Here is a 23305-nt window from a genome sequence, read left to right on the forward strand (position 1 = left end):
TTGGCAGGGGTGGAGGGACTCGAACCCCCAACCATCGGTTTTGGAGACCGCTGTTCTACCAATTCGAACTACACCCCTGTGGTGTCTAAAAGACAAAATTTACTTACACTGCCCTTGGGAGTTGTGCGTCTTTTCTAAGGAAAGTGCGGTATCGCAAGGGAGGGACGCGTATTATACTTAACCACTTTCAAGATACAAGCGGTTTATCTCTCCCATCTGCGATTGCTTTCCATTTAGAATGCCACCTATTCAACGCCAATAAAACCGCCCGTTTGATGTGCCCATAGCTTGGCATAAATACCGTTGTGTGCGATAAGCTCCGCGTGCGTCCCCTGCTCTACAATACTGCCTTTATCTAGCACCAGAAGCCTGTCCATTTGGGCTATGGTCGATAAACGGTGGGCAATGGCGAGAACCGTTTTGCCTTCCATTACTTTATCTAAGCACGCTTGAATGGCTGCCTCTACCTCTGAATCGAGCGCCGAGGTCGCCTCGTCAAGTACCAACACTGGCGCATCTTTTAACAACACGCGGGCGATAGCAATACGCTGACGTTGACCCCCTGAAAGCTTCACGCCGCGTTCCCCCCCACATGGGCGTCGTACCCTGTTCTTCCGTAGCTATCGGTAAGGGTAAGAATAAAGTCGTGTGCTTCAGCCTGTTTGGCTGCGCGAATCATATCCTCTTCCGTCGCATCAGTACGGCCATATAAAATATTATCTCTTACCGAACGGTGCATTAGGGAGGTGTCTTGGGTCACCATGCTAATTTTGGCGCGTAGGGTTTCTTGCCCGACGTCGGTAATGTCTTGCCCATCAATAATAATACGGCCGCTTTGGGTGTCGTAAAAACGCATAAGCAAATTAACCAAGGTCGATTTACCCGCCCCAGAGCGCCCTACTAAGCCCACTTTTTCGCCTGGCTTAATGGTCAAGTCTAAATTGGTAAAAACATCAATTGGCTTATCGTCTGCGCCCGAGTATGAGAAGTCCACATCATCAAACTTGATACCACCACCGTTGACTTGTAACGCGTCGGCCTTAGGCTTGTCTTTTACGGCGATAGGTTGTGCTAAGGTATTCATGCCGTCCTGCACTGTGCCTAAGTTTTCAAATAGCCCAGAGACTTCCCACATCACCCAATGCGACATACCGTTCAGTCGTAAACAAAGGCTAATAGCAATAGCAATGTCACCAGGGCTTGCGATATTTTCCATCCATAGATACACAGATAATGCACCTATGGTAAAAATGAGAATAGCGTTAGCCATTTCCACACAGAATTCTAATACCGTCACTAAACGCATTTGCGGGTAAACGGTTTGCAGAAAACCATCCATGCTTTCTTTGGCATAGTCGGCCTCTCGGCGGCTATGAGAAAACAGTTTGACGGTAGTGATATTGGTGTAGCTATCCACAATACGCCCTGTCATTAGCGAGCGTGCATCGGCCTGCTTTTGAGACACTTCTTTTAGTTTGGGTACCAATACCTTCAAAATACCAATATAGACAAAAAACCATACAATAAGCGGCATGGCTAAACGCCAGTCTGTACTAAAAATGAGTACCACCATCGAGATAAAGTACACGCTGATATACACCAACAGGTCGAGTACCTTGGTCACGGTTTCTCGCACCGATAGCGCGGTTTGCATGACTTTGGTGGCCACACGCCCTGCAAATTCATCGTGAAAGAAGGTTAAGCTTTGCCCCAGTAAATACCGATGGGCTTGCCATCTAATTCGCATGGGGTAGTTACCCATTAAAGACTGACGGGAAAATAGGGAGCGAAGCAATATAAACAGGGGAATAAGAACAAGTACCGTAACCCCCATCCCAATAAGCGTAAACTTTTGGTCAGCCAAAAATGTCTCGCGATTTTGCTCGGAAAACCAGTCTACAAGCTGCCCTAGAAAGCCAAACAGTGCCACTTCTAGCATGGCAACGATTGCACTGAGCACGGAAACAGTAAGGATCACGCCCCACATGCCTTGAGTATAATACTTACAAAAAGCCACTAAGCCCTTCGGCGGTTGACTAGGAGACGTATCAGGAAAAGGCTGGGTAAGCTTTTCGAAAAATGAAAACATGTAGAACTCGATTTTAATTCAATGACAGGGCACGTTTACGTATGCCCAAAAATGCTGGGTCACAATTCTACACGATATAAGAGAAGGTGTTGAACTTTGCGGCGTATTTTCACCGCAAAGCCGGTTTAAAATTGCTTAATATTTATCGATATTGCAAGAACTCCGCGATAAAAAAGTTTTGCATTGGCCCATTTTACGCTGCACGCCCAATCCGGATAAAGGCGGACAACGTGGCAAAAGGCTAACTGGGGTTTAATTCAGTCTTCGTAACCCAGCTTAGCAAGAATACTTTCTACTTTTTCAGAATGTTCGGCTTGCCATTGTTCAAGAGACATTGCGCTATCTTTGTCTGCGCGTTGTTTTGCTATTTCAAACGCGCCAAGTGCTTCTGCCTGCGGTATAACCGCAATCCCCTCTTCATCTGCAACAATAATATCTCCCCCTTCCACGGTTACGCCACCGCAAGATATTGGCTGATTCAGTGGCGAGATACATTTTTTCGCTCCCGGCTTAGGCACAACACCACGCGCAAAAACTGGAAACGCATTGTCCCGTGTTTCAGCAATATCGCGAATGACGCCATCAATAACAAAACCTTTTATTCCGCGAGATTGCGCAATAGCACATACATTACCACCGGCCACAGCAAACTCATCGTCGGCTTCCACCACAATAATATCACCAGGACTTGCGCGATAGATGGCCGCATGAAGCATAAGGTGATCACCGGGCTCACACTTTACGGTGAATGCCGGCCCTGCAATGCGAGGCATATCTTCCCACAAAGGTTTTATCGCGTAATGCATGAACTGATTCCTTGGCAGCGCGTCGGCGTACTCGCAAGGTGATACGCTATCAAAAGGGGTATTGTGTAACTCCATAGCCGATCCTTGAATGTTGTGATGAGGTCAGAACAAAAGCACTATAGCGAATTTAGCCTTACAAGTTGTTACAAGCTGTGTATTTTCACTATAAACACTTTTTCTATTACCACCGCCATGCTAAAAGTTAGCGAGAAAAAACAAAAAGCGTGTCCGTATCACTTTTGCTTTTCAGCAGAAGAAATAAAACGGGTTTCATCACACGCTAAGAACAATAAGCAGCGTTAATAACTGCTCAATAGAATTAAAAAAAGGAAGCCCCATATGTTACGTAGCGTTTTAAGCTTAAGCGTGGCACTGGCCTTAACAGCTTGTAGCCCACAAAATTCATCAACAGAACAACAGTCACAAAGCGCGGCCACTGAAGAAGCCCAACAACAGCTTTCATCAGGTGTCATAAAAGAGAATATGGACCTGTCTGTTGACCCAGGTGATGACTTTTTCCGCTATGTAAACGGCAAGTGGTTTGATAATTTTGAAATACCAGCAGATAAATCTAGCTATGGCGCGTTCGTTATTCTTCGCGACGAAGCGCAAGATCACGTTATGGATATCATTAAGTCCTCAGCCGAAGGCGACTTTAAAGCCGGAAGCGATGAGCAAAAAGTGGGTGACTTTTACCGTGCTTATATGGACATGGAAACGCGTAATGAGCTGGGTACCACGCCCCTTAAGCCAGAGCTTGCAAAAATAGACACCATTGAAGACTACACAGATTTGGCTGAATATTTTGCCTATGCGGCACGCTATGGATATGGTACACCTTTTAGCCTTACCCAGTACCCAGACCTTAAATCGCCAAAAGAATATCTGATGTATACATGGCAATCGGGCTTAGGGCTGCCCGAACGTGAGTACTATTTTAGCGATGATGAATCATCACAAACTATCCGTGATGCCTACGTTAAACATATCCAAACCATGTTTGAATTAGCCGGTTTCGAAGCGCCTAAAGAAAGCGCTGATATGCTTTTCGCACTTGAGACTAAAATAGCTCAACTGCACATGAAAAAAGAGCAAGCCCGTAACTTTGCCGCCAACTACAATAAGCTAACCATTGAAGAGCTAAAAGCATTAATGCCTAAGTTCGACTGGGACGCTTATCTTGCCGAAGCTGACGTTAGCGACATTCCTTCATTAGGTATCTTGCAAAAAGATTATATGCAAAACATTGATGGTGTTATTGCAGAAACGTCGCTAGAAGATTGGAAAACCTTCCTTAAATGGGGCCTATTGAATGCTTCGGCCAGTCGCCTAAGCGCTGAATTAGATGAAGCAAACTTCAACTTTTACAGCAAAGTACTTCGCGGCGTAGAAGAACAGCAGCCACAGTGGCGCCGTGCGGTGAGTCTATCAAATGCCCACGTGGGCGAGCTTATTGGTAAGGTTTATGTGAAGCAGCATTTTCCACCAGCCGCGAAAGAACGCATGATGGAAATGGTAAATAACCTGATCTTGGCGTACAAAGAAAGTATTGAAAACCTTGACTGGATGACGGATGAAACCCGTGCCCAAGCCTTAGATAAGCTATCTAAGTTTACCGTAAAAATTGGTTACCCAGACCAGTGGAGAGATTATTCTGCCCTTACGGTTAAAGCCGGCGACTTGTTCGGAAACCTTAAGCGTTCTTCAGACGTACTCTACGAAGAAATGCTTAAGAAACAAGGCGGCCCAGTGTGGACCCATGAATGGGGAATGACACCGCAAACGGTTAATGCTTACTACAACCCGCCGCTAAACGAGATTGTATTTCCAGCCGCTATCCTTCAACCTCCGTTTTTCGATATGAACGCCGAAGATGCCGTTAACTACGGCGGTATTGGCGCGGTTATTGGTCACGAAATTGGTCACGGCTTCGACGATTCAGGCTCAACGTTCGACGGTGATGGCGTACTTAGAAACTGGTGGACTGATGAAGATCGCGGCGAGTTTGAAGCACGCACAGCAAACTTGGTTGAACAGTACAACCAATTTGAAGTTTTGCCTGATTTACACGTAAACGGTGAATATACGCTCGGTGAAAACATTGGCGACCTTGGCGGTATCAGTATCGCTTTAAAAGCTTATCATTTGTCGCTTGATGGTGAAGAAGCCCCTGAACTAGACGGCTTCACTGGCGACCAGCGTGTTTTCATTGGTTATGGACAAGTGTGGGCCAGCAAATACCGTGAGGAAGCCTTGCGCAGCCAAGTACAAACCGATACCCATTCACCTACGAAGTTCCGCACTAACGGTGCTGTTCGCAACGTACCTGAATTCTACGAAGCGTTTAACGTGACCGAAGACGATGCGTTGTATTTACCACCGGAAGAACGCGTGAAAATTTGGTAAGTCGAGCTGATTGAGTAGCGCACATAAAACACAATAGCTAAAGCCCCACGTTTGGTTCACCAAACTGGGGCTTTTTTTGTTGGGTAACGATAATCAAGTAGTAATAATTTACTGCGGCGCACGATACTGCTCAATGCCAACGCTTATTCATGCATTTTCACTGGCCAAGAGCCTGCGGCATTAATGAGACAATGAGGCTAAGACCTCAAGCGCTAAATCAAGGTTTTCGACAGGCACAAAAATGTGGTCGTGGTAATAAGCGGCTACCACATTGGCACTAATCCCCGCTTTTCCCAACGCCGAAGACATCGCTGCTGTCATCCCTACGGCTTCTAAACTTGAGTGCACTTCACAGGTTATACACCGATAACACCCTTCAAATTGCAGTTCCGCTTGCTTAGCTGCAGCTAACGGCAAGATAAGCGTAGTGCCCTCTCGTTCTTGAAACATGCCCTTCGCCGCTGAAACAAGCGTATTGGTCAACTTGTTAGCTGGTAAGGTCGTGAAAACATAATTTTCACTACTCGCTACAGGGTTTAAGTTTTTCAATAACACAGTCAAGTCTGTTTCAGCGACCATAAGCACCTTGCCTTTTTAAAGTTGTCCTGCAGTCTTTAAAGCTTTCTTGCTCTAATACGCTTTCCTTTAATTTTGCCCTCTCTGAACTGCGTCATGGCTTTTTTCACGCTTCGCGTTTTCACCGCTACAAAACTCATGCTGTTCTGAACTTTAATTTTACCTAGGTCATCGCCGGGAATACCCGCATCTTTGGTCAACGCTCCGACTAAGTCACCAGGACGAAGCTTTTCTTTTTTACCGGCACTCAATGAAATACAAGTAAACTCGGGCTGGGTAATTTTGTTTTTGTGAAAGCGTAGGCTTTGCGCCCCTTTTAGCGGAATATCACTTTCCTGTAGCACTTCTATTTTTCTTAGGAAATGCTCCTCTTCCTCACTTACCAGCGTTATGGCCATGCCTTTCGCCCCAGCTCGCGCTGTACGTCCTATACGGTGAATATGGGTTTCGGGCTCTTCGCTTACAGTGTAATTGATAACACAGGCAACATCGTCGATATCTAGTCCGCGAGCGGCTACATCGGTGGCAACTAGCACTTGCAGTGAGTCGCTGGCAAACTGCATTAACACTGAGGTTCTTTGGTGCTGCTCCATATCTCCCTGAAGCCCTTTAGCGCTAAAACCGTCTTCTATCAGTTCATCAACTACGTCATTTACCTGCGTTTTACGATTACAGAAAACAATGGCATTTTTAGGCTGATATTCCGTTAACACCGCTTTTAGTGCCTGCGTGCGGGTATGAGGCAGTACGTTGTATCCCAGCTGAGTGATGGCAGGCTTATTCTCTTGAGACTCAACTTTGCAGGTTACCGGATTGTGCAGATATTGTTTAGCCACACGCTCTATTTGTTCAGTGAAGGTGGCAGAAAACAGCAGGGTTTGCACCTGCTTTGGCGTTTGACCAAAGATAATGCGTAGGTCATCCTCAAAGCCCATATCTAACATGCGATCGGCTTCATCTAACACACGCAGTTTTACATTACGCAAATCTATACGGCGTTTTTCAACGTGATCCATTACGCGACCCGGCGTACCTACAATAATATGAGGACTATGTTTGAGAGACTGAATCTGCGGCCCCATCGGCTGACCACCACACAAGGTTGTCACCTTGATGTTACCTATATCTTTCGCCGCAGAGCGACACTGCTGCGCGACTTGTTCTGCAAGCTCACGAGTTGGGCACAACATTATCGCCTGAGTTGAGAAGTCATTAACTTCAATTTTTTCAAGCGCGGGGATCACGAAACAAAGCGTTTTACCACTCCCGGTTTGCGCTTGACCAATCACATCTTTGCCCTGTAAAGCTTCAGGAAGCGATTGGGCTTGAATAGGAGAAAGCTGGTGAATGCCTTGTGAGTCCAATGCCTTTGTGATGGCGGGATTTATATCTAATTGCTTTAGTGTTTCAACTGTCATTAATTTGGGTTCCAAAGGTGCACTTCATCCTGTTCGGTATGATGAACCTAGCGGTGTGGGTATAAAAGAGGGTTTATGCCCTAGTGGAGAGGTTCCCTAGGGCACGTGAAAAGACCAGAACTATGCTTGAAATGCCTTTTCTAATTTCCATTGTAGGGTTTGCCCCGCAAAAAATGGAACCATTTCGGTGCCATCAGCTAAGGTTACTTGTTCAGGCACTGTCCACGATTCTTTAACTAACGTCATTGTAGTCGTATTTCGCGCTAAACCATAAAAATCTGCGCCATAATGGCTCGCAAAACCTTCTAGCTTATCTATTGCGCCTAGTTGCTCAAACACTTCGGCATAAAGCTCAATGGCCGACCATGCGCTGTAACAGCCTGCACACCCGCAAGCATTCTCTTTTTTGTGCTTCGCGTGCGGCGCTGAATCTGTACCTAAAAAGAATTTTTTATTGCCGCTTGCCACCATGTCGCGCAGCGCTTGTTGATGGGTATTGCGCTTAAGCACAGGTAAGCAGTAATTGTGCGGGCGTACGCCGCCAACTAATAAGTCGTTGCGATTTAAAAGCAAATGCTGCGGTGTAATGGTTGCCCCCACATATTCGCTCGCACCCGCCACAAAGCTTGCTGCATCAGCCGTTGTAATATGCTCAAACACCACTTTCAGCTTCGGGAATACCTCAACAATAGGAGATAAATGCGTATCGATAAACACTTTCTCACGGTCAAAAATATCAATGTGATGTTCGGTCACTTCACCGTGAATAAGTAACAACAAGCCTTGTTCTTGCATGGCTTGAAACACAGGGTATAAAGCCTGAATACCTTTTACAGCGGCATCTGAGTTTGTGGTGGCGCCTGCTGGATAAAGCTTACACGCGGTAACGCCTGCCTGTTTTGCATCAATAATATCCTGCGGCGTGGTTTGATTCGTAAGAAACAGCGTCATAAGTGGCTCAAAGCTGCTCCCGTTTGGACGAGCCGCTTCAATACGCGACTTATAAGCCATTGCCATTTCGGCATTGACCACCGGCGGTACAAGGTTTGGCATAACAATAGCGCGCTGAAAACAACGCGCAGTCGCAGGGACCGTCTCTGCCAGCATTTCGTTATCGCGAAAGTGAAGGTGCCAGTCATCTGGCGTAGTAATGGTGAGGGTTTGCATGCCGAGTCTCTCTTAGTACCTAATCAAACAGCGTCTATGCGCGCAATAATAACACAATTAACTTATTGCGCGCAGAACAACTCGACTGAAAAAGCGCTATGCGTCTACTTGGCCATGCTCTACCCATATCAGCTTGCTTACGTCATATCCAGCCGCCGTGGCTTTCTCTAGTAGCTGAGCGCGAACGTCCTTCGATATTGAAGGCGTGCGCGCTAAAATCCACAAGTAATCTTTGTCAGGCCCGGTTATCAGTGCGTACTGATAGTCTTCTTTGTCTAGCGCCATAATGACGTAACTGGCGTAAAAGGGGCCAAAAAACGAAACTTTAAGGTGCCCCGTTGTAGCTGACTCTACAAAGTATGCTTTGCCCTCGGCTTCATCCCACGTGCCGGCTTCTTTTGAATACCCTCGATTGATAACCTTAACGCCCCCGTCGTCGCGCATGCTATAGGTTGCAGTGACTTCTGTTAATCCTTCTTCAAAGCTATGGTCAAACCGGGCTATTTCATACCATTCCCCCAGATACCGAGGTAGTTCGAAGCCTTGAATGGGTTTAACTTTATCAGGTACGCCTGTGCACCCCGATAAGCCGACAAGCAAAACGCTCATTAAGAGGCCAACACCGATTTTCTTAAACATACACACTCTCCACTACGATATAATACGGTTATAAACTGATAACGCTAAATTACCTGTTGTGATCTAAAACAATTTTACCGCACCATAAACACTTAGGTTAGCTGTCGAAGTACGAAATAAACTCATCTAATCTCGCTTCTATTATGGGATAGCCCATATTACATTACCTGATATATTGGCAATGACTGAATGCGGGTACTAAGTGAGCTTAACGTCTTATCCACTTGCTGCCGTCTTACAAGGAGAAGAACAAATGAATGAACATTTCCCACATGCAAGCCGCTTGATTTATGGATGCATGGGCTTAGGGGGCGGTTGGAATAATTCGCCAGTTACTGAGGCCGATATTACACAAGCACGCTCGGTCATAGACACGGTTTTAGACCTCAACATCAACGTTTTTGACCACGCCGACATTTATACATTTGGAAAAGCAGAAATCGCTTTTGGCGAAGCGTTAAAAGCTGCACCTAGTTTAAGAGATAACATGATTATCCAATCTAAGTGTGCAATACGTTTTGACGATGATTTGGGACCAAAGCGCTACGACTTTTCGGCCAACCATATCCATAATTCTGTAGAGGGTATTCTTACCCGGCTTGGCATTGAGCAATTAGATACGTTGCTACTTCACCGTCCTGACCCTCTTATGGAATTAGAAGAGGTGGCGGGTACACTTCAGCTACTTCAACAACAAGGGAAGATTAAGCACGTGGGCGTTTCGAACATGCACGGACACCAGATTAACTACCTTCAGTCTGCGCTCTCTACCCCTATTGTTGCCAATCAATTAGAGATGGGTCTGGGCTTTAGAGATTGGCTTGAGGATGGCATTACCACCAACAGCGCTGCTAACCGTAACACGGGTTATGCGCCAGGGACGCTTGAGTACTGCATGCTGAACAACGTACAACTTCAAGCATGGGGTAGCTTAGCCCAAGGAAAGTACACAAGGTGCAAAGACAGAAAACAGCGAAGAACGTGCAACCGCTGACCTTGTTGCTCAACTTGCAAGTGAATACCAAACGACGGCCGAAGCGATTGTCTTATCGTGGCTTATGCGACACCCTGCTAACATTGCGCCGGTTTTAGGCAGTACCAATATCGAAAGAATTAAGGCGAGTCAAAAAGCCGTAGATGTTCATCTTAGCCGCGAACACTGGTACAAATTATTTGAAGTAGCGCGCGGACAAGAGATGCCGTAAACCTAAATACGCATATAAAGGATAAAAAATATGTTAAAAGGCTTTCACCATGTGGCCGTAATATGTAGCGACTATCCCCGCTCGAAAGCGTTTTACACCGACGTACTTGGCTTTACGGTAATTGATGAAAATTATCGAGAAGCCAGACAGTCTTATAAGTGCGACCTTGCATTACCTGACGGTAGTCAGATTGAACTATTTTCGTTCCCTGATGCGCCTAAAAGACCATCTCGCCCTGAGGCTCAGGGCTTAAGACACCTCGCGTTTAAAGTCGATGCGCTTGATGAAGTGATTCATCAACTAACGAGTAAAGGGGTGGAATGTGAGCCCGTACTCACGGACGAATATACCCAAAAGCGCTTTACGTTTTTCCAGGACCCGGACGGTCTGCCATTAGAGCTTTACGAACTTTAAGTGGCTACAGGTAGAGGTAATAAAATGCCGAATAACATCAGCTGTTCATTCGGCACTTTATTAATGATTGAACGCGTTTAACGCGCGGTTAATACGAAACTAGTCGAGCATTCTCACTTCTCGCTGCGGGAATGGAATATCTATATCGTGCTGTTGCAGCGCATTAAAGACGGCCCGATTTAACGCATAACGGACTTCAAAATGTCTCACCGCGGGCGCCCATACCCGCACTCCGAAGTTAATACTGCTATCGCCAAAATTATCTACGCCTATCGCCGGTGACTTTTCTGCACTAATGCCTTCTACTTGTTCAACAGCGGCGCGAATTACCTTTATGACATCATCTACATTGCTTGAATATGCTACGCCAATCTCAAGCTCTATCAGCATGTTTTCTGCCGAGTTGTGAAGAATCTCTCCCACAATTAATTTGTTGGGAATTTGAATGTGCACGTTATCTTCATCGATAAGGATGGTATAGGGCAGCATGACTTGGTCGACCACGCCTGCAACACCGCGAACCCGAATGGTATCTCCAATAACGAAGGGACGGGTAATAATAATGGTAAAGCCCGCAGCGTAGTTTGCTAGCATGCCTTGAATGGCTAATCCCGCGCCTAAACCGATAGCACCCAATGCGGCGATGAGCGGCGTTACGCTGATCCCCACATTGCCAAGTGCAATTATGATAACGATACCCAATACCGCCAACTTGCACACCCCGCCGGTAAAACGGCTTAGCGTGACGTCGATATTTCTATTGACCATCAGGTTTTCAACCACATGGCCTATTTTATTAGCTACCCACCAGCCAATAAGAAAAATGATGATGGCACCCACAATTTGAAAACTGTAGGTCACAGCAAATTCTACCAGGGTGTCGTAGAGTGCCTGCGCTTGTTTTAATTCATCCATTGAGCGTTATTACGAATGTGTGATGTGAATATTTGAAGCTTAAACAACAACGTGGGGAAAAACCAGTGCCGGTAGCAAGACCGGCACGCATGAACGTAGGGCTGATAAGCCGATTGAGAAAGGTGTTAGCTAATAGTGAATTTAATTAGCGTATTCGCTTGCTTCAATCTCAGCCAGACGCTCTTTCGTCGGGTTTTTAACATAGTTGTATACCAACCCAACAAATAGCAGCGCAGCAAAGCCTGTCGCCACCATGAACCCGTATTTAGCATCTCCGCCATTCGCGTCACTTACCAAGCCCATGATGAAGGGCCCTGCCGCTGCGCCCGCAGCAGTAAAGAACAAAATCACGCCCGCGACACTACCGTGTTGATGCTTAGGGAAACAGCTTATTCCTTTGGAATTAAAGGTGGGGTAAATAACCGACATAAAGATACCCGTTAGTGGGAATAAGAATAACGCTAGCTGTTTGCCGCCCCATAGCCCTAAACCAAAGCACAATACTATCGCCCCAGTAAATAACATAAGAACCAGTGACCAGTTAAAGTGAGACATCATCCAAATACCCACAAATCGCCCCGCCGCTCTAAGAATAAAAAAGGCAGTGACTGAATATATTGCCAAGGTTTGTGAGAAACCTTCTGTGTAACAATCGTAAGTTGCTTTCAATGTGGTGGCATCACACACAAGATAGCTTGGCATCCACACATAAATTGCACTTTCCGCCGCAACATACAAAAACGCTCCTATCGAAAAACCTAATGCATAGGGGTTTTTTACCAACTTAAGGCTTTGGGCAATCGATACTTTTTTCTCGCCCGACTCTGTGTGTCGAGAATAGTCGGGGTACTTAACAAGTAAAGCGCCAATAATAAGTACCGTACAAACGCCACCTGCAATCACATAAAGCCACTGCCACGCTACGCCTTGGTGGATAAGATAAGCAACGATAAGTGGACCAATAATCGCACCTACACCAAAAAATGCCTCGGCTCCATTCATTGTTGCAGTATGTTGTTTAGTGGATGAAGATATATCACCAATTAATGCAAGGGCGCCGGTTTTAAATATGCCAACGGCAACGCCAGAAAGGCTCATTAAACTAACAATTAGCATGAAGTCATTAGCAATTAGGAAGCTATAACAAGCAAGCCCAAAAAGCGCGAGGCCAATAATAATGGTCGGTTTACGTCCTAACTTGTCAGCTAGAAAGCCTAGGAACAGCCCAGATAATGCTATACCCAGCATTGGTAAAGAGTGCATTAAGCTGGCCTGTGCATTGGTGACAGAAAAAGCCACTTTCACTTCTTTAATTATCTCGCCTACAGAATCTGACGTCATGGCAAACATCATAAACATTAGGTAGGTCAACCATCTGATAATTCTGCTACTAGGATCATGATTGGGCATAGTCTGTCTCACAAATGCTGTGTTAGAGGTTTTACTTAACCTCGCTAAACTTCTTAAAAATACATCAGCTACCGCTAGTATTCATTAGGCTTAAGATGTAAACAGCTTGATAATTAATCTCATGGTTAATGTTGACAAGCGATCTTAAACGATTAAGATAAAAGTTAACAGAATTTAAATACCCTGTAAACCCGTTAATTTGGATAGGTTGATTTGACGTACATTTTCGTCACACTTTGGAGTTATCTATGAGCTATGCTGCTGACAGTGGTGTATGTTTAGACCGCATCTTGGCATCGACCGATTTATCTGCCCTGACAAAGAAAGATGCGGCTACGTTTACGCGACGTTTGAAGGCCCACTTCCCTCGCCTTTTCGAGAAGTATACTTTTGTTTATGGCCATCAGTACGACTGCTATTTTCATTTACAAAAGCTTGTCGAATTATTAAGAGACGGGCTAAAAAGTCGAAAGCCTGCGCTTAAGGCGCTAGACAGTCAGCGTTTAAAAACGCCCCTGTGGTATCGCGATGAGGAGCAAGTAGGCATGGCCTGTTATGTCGACTTAATGGGCCCCACGCTAAACGATCTGCATGAGAAAATTCCATACTTCAAAGCGCTCGGTGTAACTTACGTACATCTAATGCCTTTGTACGATGCGCCTAAAGGTGACAGTGATGGCGGCTATGCGGTGTCGGACTATCGCAAAGTAAACCCAAGTCTCGGCACGGTTAAAGATTTAGAGAAGCTTACCGCGGCCCTTCAAAAAGAAGGGATTAACGTGGTGCTAGATTTTGTGTTCAACCACACGTCAGACGAACACGCCTGGGCGAAAGCAGCACTTTCTGGCGATAAGCAGTATCAAGACTACTACTACCTGTTTGACGACAGAAGCATCCCCGACCAGTACGAACACACCTTAAGAGAAATTTTCCCTCAGGTGAGAAGAGGCAGCTTTACTTACAATGAGGCAATGGAAAAGTGGGTGTGGACAACGTTTAACAGCTTTCAATGGGACTTAAATTACAGTAATCCTGAAGTGTTCAATGCCATCACATCGGAAATGCTTTTTCTTGCGAATTTAGGGTGTGCCGCCTTACGTTTAGACGCTTTGGCGTTTATTTGGAAAGAGATGGGCACTAACTGTGAAAACCAAGAAAAAGCGCACGTGCTTATTCAAGCGTTTAACTGCTGTTTGCAAATTGTAGCACCGGCCGTGGTATTTAAGTCGGAAGCCATTGTTCATCCCGACGAGGTACTTAAGTACATTGATAAAGACGAATGTCAGCTGTCCTATAACCCGTTATTAATGGCTTTGCTTTGGAACTCGCTGGCAACACGTAAAACGCGTTTGCTTACAAATTCAATGAAGAAGAGTTTTGCTATTTCAGATGACTGCACCTGGGTTAACTATGTGCGTTGTCATGACGATATTGGATGGACATTCGATGACGCAGTGGCTAGCGAATTAGGTATAAACTCCTTTGACCACCGCTACTTCCTCAATCAGTTTTACACAGGCCGGTTTGAAGGCAGCTTTGCTAACGGTGTGCCTTTCGCAGAAAACCCGTCAAACGGCGACTGCCGGGTTTGTGGCTCGTTAGCATCGCTATGTGGTTTAGAGGGGGCGATAGAAGCCAACGACCCACAGGCTATTGACGAGGCAGTAAAGCGGATGCTGTTACTTTACGGTATTACGTTCAGTATTGGTGGTATTCCATTGCTTTACTCAAGTGATGAAATTGCAAAGCTTAACGATTACAGCTACCGACTCGACGAGACGAAAAGTCACGATGACAGATGGGTAAATCGCATTGCCGTTCATAGCGAAGATACAGCCTTAGCTTTAGGCACAACGACGCCTGAGAACGAAGCTCAAACTGCTAGCCTTCAAGTGTTTGAAGGGCTGAAGCAAATGATTGCTATACGCAAGCAACATGCTATTTTCGGCCAGTCAAAAACGCACATATTAGATACGGATAATCAACATTGTTTTGCGTTTTTACGAGAAAATACAGAAGGACAAAAGCTACTTGTCGTCTGTAATTTCAGTGAACATCCACAATCGTTGCACCGCAGCCTTTTGGCAACACTTAAACAATCAGCAAGTAAAGACTTGCTAACTGACGAGACCGTTGAGATGGAGTCTTCACCGCTCGTTCTCGCACCTTATCAACAAATGTGGTTGCAGCCTGTCTAATATTCTTAATAATACGCTCAGTTGATTGCTGGCATTATCCAGTAATTGACTGAGTTATCCCATTGCAGACACATTTTATTTCCCCTTCCATCAATAACTTAACGAATACCCCTTTTTTTTCACAGGCAATAGAAGAAATTCACACTATACTTTTGGATAATAGAAGTAAGTTTTCGCACGCTGAATAGGTGATGCTTAGATTGAAACCCGCTTAAAGCAAAAGGAGCAACAAAGCAGCGAAAAAAGGAGTAATACCGTTTGCTCTGGTTTGGTTCTTGCAGTCTTCTGTTTTTGCTATTTATGACAACGAAAGACTAAGACTACCGCTAGTGGAAGACGCAACGGCGTTCGGATTATGTCATATGGATATGTTTATCATGGTAACGGATAAAACAATGGAAAGTGATCGCACTTTGGAATATATGTGCCCCTACTGTGGCGCTATTAATAGTTTTCAATTAAATTGCGTTCGAGATATGTATCACGAGCAGCATGAATCATGTAGCTGCTGCAAAAAAATGCTAAGTCTCACCCCAGCCGATGGAATTGGAGGCAGCATTAATCTTATCGTCGATGAGTCGGGTATTGAGAATGTAATAAAGTGAACGTCTCTTCTTATGGGGCTTAGAAATAAAAAAACCGCTGAATCCAGCGGTTTTTTTAATGTTAGCAACAAATGTTTGTTAACGGAAAAACTCTCGTTTAAGTTCACTTTCCGTTAAGAAGCGGCCACCTAATGCAGACGTTTTGGTATATGAATTGGTATCACGGATCCCTCTCGCTTTCACGCAATAGTGGGTCGCATTAATACTTACGGCCACATCGTCGGTATTCGTCAATGTCTGCAATGCTACTAACACTTGCTGTGTTAAGCGTTCTTGCACCTGAGGACGCTGAGCAAAGAAACCCACTAACCGATTTATTTTCGAAAGGCCAATAACCGTGTTTTTCGGAATATAAGATACCGTGGCCGTACCATCGATAGTTACAAAGTGATGCTCGCACGTGCTTGTAAGGCTAATGTCAGAGACCTGTACAGGCTGGTCGATCTGCATTTTGTTTTCAATTGCCGTGATCTTAGGAAATCTGCGATAATCCAACCCGCCAAAGATCTCATTAACGTACATTTTCGCTATGCGCGTTGGTGTATCACATAAGCTGTCGTCCGTTAAATCAAGGCCAAGCGTGTCCATTACATCACGCATAGCACTTTCTATGCGCTTACGTTTTTGCTCGTCTGAAAGGCCGTTGGCAACCATTGGGGTTTCTAAACCTTTGGCTTCTAATGCTTCTCGTACACGTTGCGCTGGCTCTGATATAGAGGGGTCTAGTGCATCGCGCACAATTACCGCTTCTTTTGCTAACATTGCTTTATCCGTTGTTACTGCTTTTTTTGAACTGATACGCCTTAATATTCGTAAAAGTTCGGTTATACGACAACATGACTTTTATTTAATGTTGTTGCTACCTTACGTGCTTCTAGCACAGAATAATAAAACTGATACCTTTTAAAAAAGAAGGACATTATCTTGAACTCACCTGTCTTAATCACAGGCGCTAGTCAACGTCTTGGCCTAGCCATGGCCGACTGTTTACTTGAACAAGGCCATCACGTTGTGGTGACGTACAGAACTCCCCGCTCAAGTATTACGATGCTTGAGGATAAAGGCGCTACAGTTTTACAGGCTGATTTTAGCACTGAGGCGGCTATTGATCGAGCAATTGATAAGATTAAGGCAATCAGTAAAACCTATCGAGGCGTTATACACAACGCGTCAGATTGGGCCCAAGAAAAAGACAGTTGCGATAAACACAGTTTAATAGAGCGTATGATGATGGTTCATGCTATTGCGCCCTATCGAATAAATCTGGCTTTAGAAGCCGCATTATGTTCATGCGAAGGCCAAGCCGACATTATTCATATGACCGACTATGTGCAAGAAATCGGCAGCGAAAAGCATATGGCCTATGCCGCTAGCAAAGCCTCACTGCATAACCTTACCCTTTCATTTGCGAAAAAATTAGCACCGCAGGTGAAAGTTAACAGTATCGCTCCCGCTCTGCTCATGTTCAATGAAGGCGATGACGACGCCTACAAGGAAAAAGCGCTGAAAAAATCACTGCTTGAAATAGTACCCGGCGCGAAAGAGGCGGTGAAAGCCATGAACTACTTGTTCGACAGTGACTATATAACGGGGCAGACGCTACACCTAAACGGTGGCAGGCATTTAAAATAAAATTGTCGATGCCCTTATGCGCAACAAGCGCTATCACTAATCGTCACCGCCAATTAATTTCATCACCATTTGCCTTGGTCTCGTGCTTGCCCATAGCTATAATCCGCACTTTATTTTGACGTGAATTGGAATTTTACTATGCAGGGTAACCGCACTATGGCGCCTGAATGGCATGATATCGACGCTGTTATGTTGGCATGGCCACATGCGCACACCGACTGGGCGCCGTGGTTAGAAGAAGCACGGGCTACCTACCTTAACGTGATTGCGGCGGTAAATCGCAATAGCGCTGGCGTGATATTGTTGTGTGCACCTGATGATGTAGACAGCCTTGTATCTCGTTTACCTGAAAATGCACAAGTGCTTATTGTTCCTGCGTCGTACAACGACACGTGGATGCGCGACTACGGCTTTATTACTTGCAAAGACCGTGATGGTAATGGCTCGCCAGTAGAGTTTCGCTTTAATGGCTGGGGTAATAAGTTCAATGCATCAGAAGATAACCTAGCCAATCAACGTTATTTGGCCGCCATGTGTAAATCTGTGCTTCGCAGCAGCCCTGTCGTGGCCGAAGGTGGCGCTTTGGAAGTTGACGAAGATGGCCATTTGCTGAGTACCGCACAGTGCTTACTTAACCCTGAACGAAATGGCGATATGTCGTTAGGTGCCTATGAAGATGCGTTTAAAGATATGCTAGGCTGCAGCAAAGTAACTGTTTTACAAAATGGACATTTAGAAGGGGATGACACCGACGGCCATATAGACACCATCGTGCGTTTTACCCCTAACAAAGGCTTAGTCATTCAGGCGTGTAACAATCGCCCTAACGATAGTCACTTTGAAGGGTTAAAGGCTTTATGTGATGAGTGTGCGCTTGAACTGCCTGAGCATAAGCAGTTTCATTTACCGCTGCCTTATATCGTAAATGATGAAGGTGATCGCCTGCCGGCATCGTATGCTAATTACTTAATTTGCAATAAATCTATTTTGTTACCGGTATACGGTGAAGAAGAAGACGCCGAAGCGATTGAAACGGTGCAGCAAGCGCACCCTGACCATATTGTTGAACCAATTGATTGCAGCGTACTCGTAAGACAATACGGTAGCTTGCATTGTATTTCCATGCAGGTACCCACAAATACGTTAAAAGATTCGATTATCACTACCCTAAAGAAAGGAGTGTCATTACATGCGCCCAGCTAAGCTAAAAGTTGGACTGGTACAACAGTCTGTTGCTGATAACGACAAAGCAACGAACTGGAATAAAAGTGCCGAGCAAATTGCCAAATTAGCGGCTGAAGGCTGCGAGTGTATTCTTCTTCAAGAGCTGCACAGCACCCTGTATTTTTGCCAACAAGAAGATACCGACGCCTTTGATTTGGCTGAGCCAATTCCAGGCCCAGCGACAGATTTTTTCGGTGAACTAGCTGAAAAACACAATATTGTGTTGGTGACGTCGCTTTTTGAAAAACGCGGTTCTGGTTTGTATCACAATACCGCTGTGGTGTTCGACCGCAGTAAAGAAATTGCGGGCAAATACCGTAAAATGCATATTCCTGATGACCCGGGCTTTTACGAGAAGTTTTACTTCACACCGGGCGATATGGGCTTCACGCCTATTGAGACCAGCGTAGGTAAGCTTGGCGTATTGGTGTGTTGGGACCAGTGGTATCCAGAAGCGGCACGCCTGATGGCGATGGCAGGCGCAGATTTATTGTTCTACCCTACCGCTATTGGCTGGGATTTAACTGACACAGAAGAAGAGCGTACCCGTCAACACGGTGCATGGGAAACCATTCAGCGTTCTCACGCTGTGGCAAACTCAGTGCCGGTTATCGTGGCAAACCGCACTGGTTTTGAAGCATCGCCTGTTGAAGGTGACCCGGGCATTCAATTCTGGGGGCAAAGCTTTGTCGCAGGTCCACAAGGCGAGATTTTGGCAAAAGCCGAAGCTGAAGGTGAAACCACGCTAACCGTAGAGCTTGATATGGAACGTACCGAGCAAGTTAAGCGCATTTGGCCTTACTTCCGCGACCGTCGCATCGACGCTTACGACGAACTAACCAAGCGCTGGCGCGACTAACCCAAATTCTGGGGGTCAGAGTACTTTTTAGGCTCAATCTAGACAGCACGCTCTCCCCCGCAAGCGCCGCCCGAACTGTTGCAGAAGGTGTCGGTTCACTTTCTTGAACTCAAGCTGTCGTGGCTGATATGTACTCTGACCCCGTAATTTGCGGTGGGCTTACACTTTGAAGATGATGTTGTCGTAAAGCATAAAAACGTGACGCAAACGCTTGGGCAATAGCGTTAGCATGACGTCTTCGTCGATGTCTAAGCCCCCAGTGAATTGACCGAAGGCTGGCATCACAAATAAGCTCTCACTATTGGTAAAGCATTTGCCTGAATAACGGCGGCGAGCAATGGTTGTTCGTTTTTTGGGGTGGTAGTGGCCGATTACCTGTGCGCGCTGTTCACCCTCTTCCGGTTCGTGTCGAAACACTATGCCATCTAGCACTATTTCAAAACATGGCGTTCCCGGAATGCCCTCTGGCAAATCCGGGTCATGATTACCTTCTACCCACATCCACTCGTTCACACTATCAACTAATCTGCATAAGTGCTGACGGTCATCAAAGGTCATGCGCGACAGGCTGTGTTTATCGTGAAAACTGTCACCTAAGCTGATTACTTGCGCTGGCTTGTAATCATCGATGATGCTTTCTAGACGCGTTAACGTGGCGGTGGAATCCAGACTAGGCAGCGGGTTCGCAAAGCTACGTAGAAAGCTGCCTTTTTCTAAATGCAGATCGGATACCACCAGCCAATCACATGCGGGTAAATATGCCACACCGCGCGCGTCTAACAGCCACAGGTAGTCTGCATATTTTGTAATAGTGATATGGCGCTGGCTTACTTTTTCGGTCAGCCATGCATCGCTTATTGCCAAAATTTCCTCTTTTGATCTTTGTTTGTGAGTTTTTATTACTGGTTTGAAGCTGCTCGTTCATTTAGCGGGACGAGGCTTCGAGCTTCCGCATTCTGACCGCTCTTATTGGTTGTGCAAGATGACAGGTGTTAACTGCGTTGCCAAGATATGAAAGCGAAGCTTAATGGTCGTGTTTATCTCTACCTTAGTCGACGCTAGCCCCTGATAGCAATGCACGAACTTCATCTAACATAGTTTCAGCTTCGGCATATAAATTAGCTTGCTCAATAATAGCCTGCGCCCCTGCGCCTTTCACTTGTTCGCTACGTACATCTAGTACAATGGGTATGGCCATAGGGCGACGGTTTTTCAAGGTTCACTAACGTCGCTGAATCTACATAGCGGATTAGTAGATTGGCAAGTCGCCTCAAATCCAGAAGCTCACGCTCTGCATCGGCCCGGGCCACTTTAAGTAAAATGTGGTCGCGGTCGTGCTCACGCAATGTATCGTAAATAAGGTCGGTAGAAAACGTTACTTGCTTCATGGTTTTTTGACTGGCGTGATAACGCTGCTCTGTGAGCCCACTCACCACCGCCACTTGCCTAAAAGAGCGCTTGAGCATAGGTGCTTGTAGCATCCAATCTTCTAGCTCGTCGCCTAGAATATCCGGCTGAAATAGCTGCTGCAGCTGTACTTGATTAATAGCATTTACCGATGCCACCGACAAGCCATAATCAGTCACGCTGAAGCTTAAAGGTTTAACCCCCATTTTTTCCATTCGCCGCGTTAGCAACATACCTAATGTTTGGTTCGCTTTGCGACCGTCGAAGGTGTAGTACAAGGTGTAGTGCGCCTGCCTAAATGGAAACTGCTCCACCAGCACCTTTTCAGGGCTAGGTAACTGAGAAAACGCCTGCTGAAGTTTAAGCCATTCTTGAACTTGCGCGGGTAGTGCTTTCCATGACTTCTGAGTAGCCAGAATTGCCCGTACGCCTTCCGCCAAATAGGTAGATAGCGGCATTTGGCCACCCGCGTAGCTGGGTATTTTTGGCTCTTTGGCTTTAGCCGGCTTCGCATGAAGCTGCATGTCGCGAATAGCTTCAAAGCGCAGCACTTCTCCGCCAAAATAAAAGGTGTCTCCCGGCGTTAATTGCTGAGCGAAATACTCTTCTACTTCACCAATGATCTTACCTTGGTTTCCCCTACGAATACGCTTTACTTTAAGTCGCCCCGCTTCAACAATAGTACCTATGTTCTGCCTGTGCCGTTGAATAACGCGGCGATTAGCTGGCGAGAACGTGCCATCGTCATTTTTTGTTAAACGCTGGTACCGCTCGTAAGCATTAAGGGCACTACCGCCGTCCTGTGTAAACTGCCATAGCTTATCGAAATCATCTCTATCTAGCCCTTGATAAGGCGTCGCGGTAAGTATTTCGTGGTACAAGGTATCAGGGCTATCAGCTTTGCTACACAAACAGTTCAAGATGAACTGTGGAATGATATCTAGGGCGCCCGGCTGTGGGCTTTCACCATCTAGCTCACCTTTTTCAATAGCGGTGATTGCTGCTTGGCATTCCAGCGCTTCGAAGCGATTTGCGGGTACTAGAAGCGCCTCGCTCGGTTCGTCGAGCCTGTGGTTAGCCCGCCCTATTCTTTGCAGCAGCCTGCTCACGCCTTTCGGCGCGCCTACTTGAATGACTTTGTCGACGTCTCCCCAGTCTATACCAAGCTCTAGCGCTGACGTACAAACAATGGCCCGCAGCATGCCGCTGGCCATCATGGCTTCGGTTTTGCGTCTTTGCTCTTTACTCAAACTGCCGTGATACAGCGCAATGGACAGCGCTGCTTTATTTGCCTCCCACAGCATTTGAAATAGCAGTTCAGACTGGGCACGGGTATTAACAAAAACCAATGTGGTTTGGGCATTTTCAATAGCTTGGTAGATATCGTCGATAGCATAGCGTGCCATAAATCCGCCAAAGGGCATGCGTGATTTGGAATGCAGCATCTCAACTTTTGGCTTCTCCCCCGCTTTTACTTTGATGATATTGGCAACACTGTCACTACCAGCCAGCCACGCTCCCAACGTTTCGGGAAAGGCTACGGTGGCAGACAGACCAATGCGTTTACAATGGGGAGAGAATACGCTTAATCGGGCAAGGGCTAACGATAAAAAGTCACCGCGCTTGTTTTCCATTAAGCTATGGGTTTCGTCGATAATAACCCGTTTGAGTTTACCAAATAGTTTGTCAGCATCGGCGTAGCTCAACATGAGCATGAGCGATTCAGGGGTAGTGAGCAGGATGTTTGGCGGCTTTTTACGTTGACGCTGGCGCTTGTGCGAAGGCGTATCGCCAGTGCGGGTTTCAGCCGTTATCGGGAGCCCCATTTCTTCAATAGGCTGTAACAAATTACGATGGATATCTTGCGTGAGTGCTTTAAGTGGCGAGATGTAAAGGGTATGTAGGCCTTTGAAACCACCTTTTTCTTTTCCTTTCTTTGCCTGTCTATCTGTAGCCTTTGTTTCGACGTGTTCGTCAGTTTCTCTCGAGCCAGAAAGCTGTCTCGTTTCAGAGACCTCAATTGGCGCCCCGTCTTCTACCGCCTCGGCAAGCTCACTCATACCAAATGTCTCAGCAAGCTCACTCATACCAAATGTCTCAGCAAGCTCACTCATACCATATGTCTCAGCAAGTTCGATTAGGCTAGGCAAAAAGCCGGACAGGGTTTTGCCCGCCCCTGTTGGCGCTATTAATAATGTACAGTCGTGCTGGTCTTTTTCTGTCAGCATGGTTTGCTGATAGTCGCGTAATTGCCAGCCCTTTTGCTTAAACCATTTCGAAAAGGCCGCGGGAAGTGATGTCATTTACAGTTCTTGTTCACATTTTTAGCGTTTAT

General features: G+C 46.0%; 16 protein-coding genes, 1 tRNA gene and 3 pseudogenes. 8 read left to right on the forward strand and 12 right to left on the reverse strand.

Annotated features, from left to right (window positions below):
* Nucleotide 1: 1 nt before the first annotated feature.
* From ACX5J7_RS12295 to ACX5J7_RS12305, 3 genes and pseudogenes are all read right to left on the reverse strand, one after another.
* A tRNA-Trp gene (locus ACX5J7_RS12295) sits at nucleotides 2-78 on the reverse strand.
* Nucleotides 79-245: 167 nt separating this feature from the next.
* Nucleotides 246-2089 (reverse strand): annotated as a pseudogene (locus tag ACX5J7_RS12300) (ABC transporter ATP-binding protein).
* A 257-nt stretch (nucleotides 2090-2346) separates the two neighbouring features.
* Nucleotides 2347-2970, reverse strand: a complete 624-nt coding sequence (locus tag ACX5J7_RS12305) for an RraA family protein (RefSeq protein ID WP_015068312.1) — start codon at nucleotides 2968-2970, stop codon at nucleotides 2347-2349.
* A 264-nt stretch (nucleotides 2971-3234) separates the two neighbouring features.
* On the opposite strand from ACX5J7_RS12305, the gene ACX5J7_RS12310 reads away from it, so the two are divergent.
* Nucleotides 3235-5301 (forward strand): M13 family metallopeptidase, encoded by a 2067-nt coding sequence (locus tag ACX5J7_RS12310; RefSeq protein ID WP_498707292.1) that lies wholly within the window; start codon nucleotides 3235-3237, stop codon nucleotides 5299-5301.
* A 180-nt stretch (nucleotides 5302-5481) separates the two neighbouring features.
* On the opposite strand, the gene ACX5J7_RS12315 is transcribed toward ACX5J7_RS12310, so the two are convergent.
* From ACX5J7_RS12315 to ACX5J7_RS12330, 4 genes are all read right to left on the reverse strand, one after another.
* Nucleotides 5482-5880, reverse strand: a complete 399-nt coding sequence (locus ACX5J7_RS12315) for an ACT domain-containing protein (RefSeq protein WP_498707293.1) — start codon at nucleotides 5878-5880, stop codon at nucleotides 5482-5484.
* A 35-nt stretch (nucleotides 5881-5915) separates the two neighbouring features.
* Nucleotides 5916-7295 (reverse strand): ATP-dependent RNA helicase DbpA, encoded by a 1380-nt coding sequence (gene dbpA, locus ACX5J7_RS12320; protein ID WP_015068315.1) that lies wholly within the window; start codon nucleotides 7293-7295, stop codon nucleotides 5916-5918.
* A gap of 120 nt (nucleotides 7296-7415) precedes the next feature.
* On the reverse strand, nucleotides 7416-8462 hold the full coding sequence (gene pyrC / locus ACX5J7_RS12325) for a dihydroorotase (RefSeq protein WP_498707294.1): 1047 nt from the start codon (nucleotides 8460-8462) through the stop codon (nucleotides 7416-7418).
* 96 nt (nucleotides 8463-8558) lie between these two features.
* Nucleotides 8559-9101 (reverse strand): lipocalin family protein, encoded by a 543-nt coding sequence (locus ACX5J7_RS12330; RefSeq protein WP_474372513.1) that lies wholly within the window; start codon nucleotides 9099-9101, stop codon nucleotides 8559-8561.
* Between the two features lie 253 nt (nucleotides 9102-9354).
* Here ACX5J7_RS12330 and ACX5J7_RS12335 point away from each other — a divergent pair.
* Together ACX5J7_RS12335 and gloA2 are read left to right on the forward strand one after the other, a co-directional pair.
* Nucleotides 9355-10306, forward strand: a pseudogene (locus tag ACX5J7_RS12335) (aldo/keto reductase).
* A gap of 30 nt (nucleotides 10307-10336) precedes the next feature.
* Complete coding sequence (gene gloA2 / locus ACX5J7_RS12340) at nucleotides 10337-10720, forward strand: SMU1112c/YaeR family gloxylase I-like metalloprotein (RefSeq protein ID WP_498707295.1); 384 nt, start codon at nucleotides 10337-10339, stop codon at nucleotides 10718-10720.
* Nucleotides 10721-10819: 99 nt separating this feature from the next.
* Here the strand turns inward: gloA2 and ACX5J7_RS12345 are convergent, their stop codons facing one another.
* Both ACX5J7_RS12345 and ACX5J7_RS12350 read right to left on the reverse strand, forming a co-directional pair.
* Nucleotides 10820-11635, reverse strand: a complete 816-nt coding sequence (locus ACX5J7_RS12345) for a mechanosensitive ion channel family protein (protein WP_157316860.1) — start codon at nucleotides 11633-11635, stop codon at nucleotides 10820-10822.
* 141 nt (nucleotides 11636-11776) lie between these two features.
* The gene (locus tag ACX5J7_RS12350; RefSeq protein WP_020744448.1) at nucleotides 11777-12994 is read right to left on the reverse strand and encodes an MFS transporter; all 1218 of its coding nucleotides are present in this window, start codon (nucleotides 12992-12994) and stop codon (nucleotides 11777-11779) included.
* Nucleotides 12995-13293: 299 nt separating this feature from the next.
* On the opposite strand from ACX5J7_RS12350, the gene ACX5J7_RS12355 reads away from it, so the two are divergent.
* Both ACX5J7_RS12355 and ACX5J7_RS12360 read left to right on the forward strand, forming a co-directional pair.
* Nucleotides 13294-15243, forward strand: a complete 1950-nt coding sequence (locus tag ACX5J7_RS12355) for an alpha-amylase family glycosyl hydrolase (RefSeq protein WP_287149011.1) — start codon at nucleotides 13294-13296, stop codon at nucleotides 15241-15243.
* A 275-nt stretch (nucleotides 15244-15518) separates the two neighbouring features.
* Nucleotides 15519-15848, forward strand: a complete 330-nt coding sequence (locus ACX5J7_RS12360) for a hypothetical protein (RefSeq protein ID WP_498707296.1) — start codon at nucleotides 15519-15521, stop codon at nucleotides 15846-15848.
* A gap of 78 nt (nucleotides 15849-15926) precedes the next feature.
* Here ACX5J7_RS12360 and folE read toward each other — a convergent pair whose 3' ends face one another.
* Complete coding sequence (gene folE, locus ACX5J7_RS12365) at nucleotides 15927-16610, reverse strand: GTP cyclohydrolase I FolE (protein WP_015068324.1); 684 nt, start codon at nucleotides 16608-16610, stop codon at nucleotides 15927-15929.
* Between the two features lie 162 nt (nucleotides 16611-16772).
* Here folE and folM point away from each other — a divergent pair, with 162 nt between their 5' ends.
* The 3 genes from folM to ACX5J7_RS12380 all read left to right on the forward strand — a co-directional run bounded on the left by folM (nucleotide 16773) and on the right by ACX5J7_RS12380 (nucleotide 19563).
* Complete coding sequence (gene folM / locus ACX5J7_RS12370; RefSeq protein ID WP_278385022.1) at nucleotides 16773-17480, forward strand: dihydromonapterin reductase; 708 nt, start codon at nucleotides 16773-16775, stop codon at nucleotides 17478-17480.
* A 138-nt stretch (nucleotides 17481-17618) separates the two neighbouring features.
* Nucleotides 17619-18683 carry an agmatine deiminase family protein gene (locus ACX5J7_RS12375; protein WP_024017121.1) on the forward strand — a complete coding sequence of 355 codons (1065 nt, stop codon included), beginning with the start codon at nucleotides 17619-17621 and terminating at the stop codon, nucleotides 18681-18683.
* Nucleotides 18670-19563, forward strand: coding sequence for a carbon-nitrogen hydrolase (locus ACX5J7_RS12380; protein ID WP_015068327.1), 894 nt, complete (start codon nucleotides 18670-18672; stop codon nucleotides 19561-19563). Before ACX5J7_RS12375 ends, ACX5J7_RS12380 begins: the two co-directional genes overlap by 14 nt.
* A gap of 159 nt (nucleotides 19564-19722) precedes the next feature.
* On the opposite strand, the gene pdeM is transcribed toward ACX5J7_RS12380, so the two are convergent.
* Complete coding sequence (pdeM, locus tag ACX5J7_RS12385) at nucleotides 19723-20427, reverse strand: ligase-associated DNA damage response endonuclease PdeM (RefSeq protein ID WP_287149013.1); 705 nt, start codon at nucleotides 20425-20427, stop codon at nucleotides 19723-19725.
* Between the two features lie 184 nt (nucleotides 20428-20611).
* A pseudogene (locus ACX5J7_RS12390) lies at nucleotides 20612-23273 on the reverse strand (ligase-associated DNA damage response DEXH box helicase).
* Nucleotides 23274-23305 lie beyond the last annotated feature (32 nt).

The organism is Alteromonas infernus (assembly GCF_902705815.1).

What these genes read in the sequence shown, in the direction of transcription:
- ACX5J7_RS12315 (WP_498707293.1), bottom strand. Translation starts at nt 5,880, where the DNA reads ATGGTCGCTGAAACAGACTTGACTGTGTTATTGAAAAACTTAAACCCT.
- ACX5J7_RS12330 (WP_474372513.1), bottom strand. Translation starts at nt 9,101, where the DNA reads ATGTTTAAGAAAATCGGTGTTGGCCTCTTAATGAGCGTTTTGCTTGTC.
- gloA2 (WP_498707295.1), top strand. Translation starts at nt 10,337, where the DNA reads ATGTTAAAAGGCTTTCACCATGTGGCCGTAATATGTAGCGACTATCCC.
- ACX5J7_RS12375 (WP_024017121.1), top strand. Translation starts at nt 17,619, where the DNA reads ATGCAGGGTAACCGCACTATGGCGCCTGAATGGCATGATATCGACGCT.
- pyrC (WP_498707294.1), bottom strand. Translation starts at nt 8,462, where the DNA reads ATGCAAACCCTCACCATTACTACGCCAGATGACTGGCACCTTCACTTT.
- ACX5J7_RS12350 (WP_020744448.1), bottom strand. Translation starts at nt 12,994, where the DNA reads ATGTTTATGATGTTTGCCATGACGTCAGATTCTGTAGGCGAGATAATT.
- dbpA (WP_015068315.1), bottom strand. Translation starts at nt 7,295, where the DNA reads ATGACAGTTGAAACACTAAAGCAATTAGATATAAATCCCGCCATCACA.
- ACX5J7_RS12305 (WP_015068312.1), bottom strand. Translation starts at nt 2,970, where the DNA reads ATGGAGTTACACAATACCCCTTTTGATAGCGTATCACCTTGCGAGTAC.
- ACX5J7_RS12380 (WP_015068327.1), top strand. Translation starts at nt 18,670, where the DNA reads ATGCGCCCAGCTAAGCTAAAAGTTGGACTGGTACAACAGTCTGTTGCT.
- ACX5J7_RS12345 (WP_157316860.1), bottom strand. Translation starts at nt 11,635, where the DNA reads ATGGATGAATTAAAACAAGCGCAGGCACTCTACGACACCCTGGTAGAA.
- ACX5J7_RS12355 (WP_287149011.1), top strand. Translation starts at nt 13,294, where the DNA reads ATGAGCTATGCTGCTGACAGTGGTGTATGTTTAGACCGCATCTTGGCA.
- folE (WP_015068324.1), bottom strand. Translation starts at nt 16,610, where the DNA reads ATGTTAGCAAAAGAAGCGGTAATTGTGCGCGATGCACTAGACCCCTCT.
- ACX5J7_RS12310 (WP_498707292.1), top strand. Translation starts at nt 3,235, where the DNA reads ATGTTACGTAGCGTTTTAAGCTTAAGCGTGGCACTGGCCTTAACAGCT.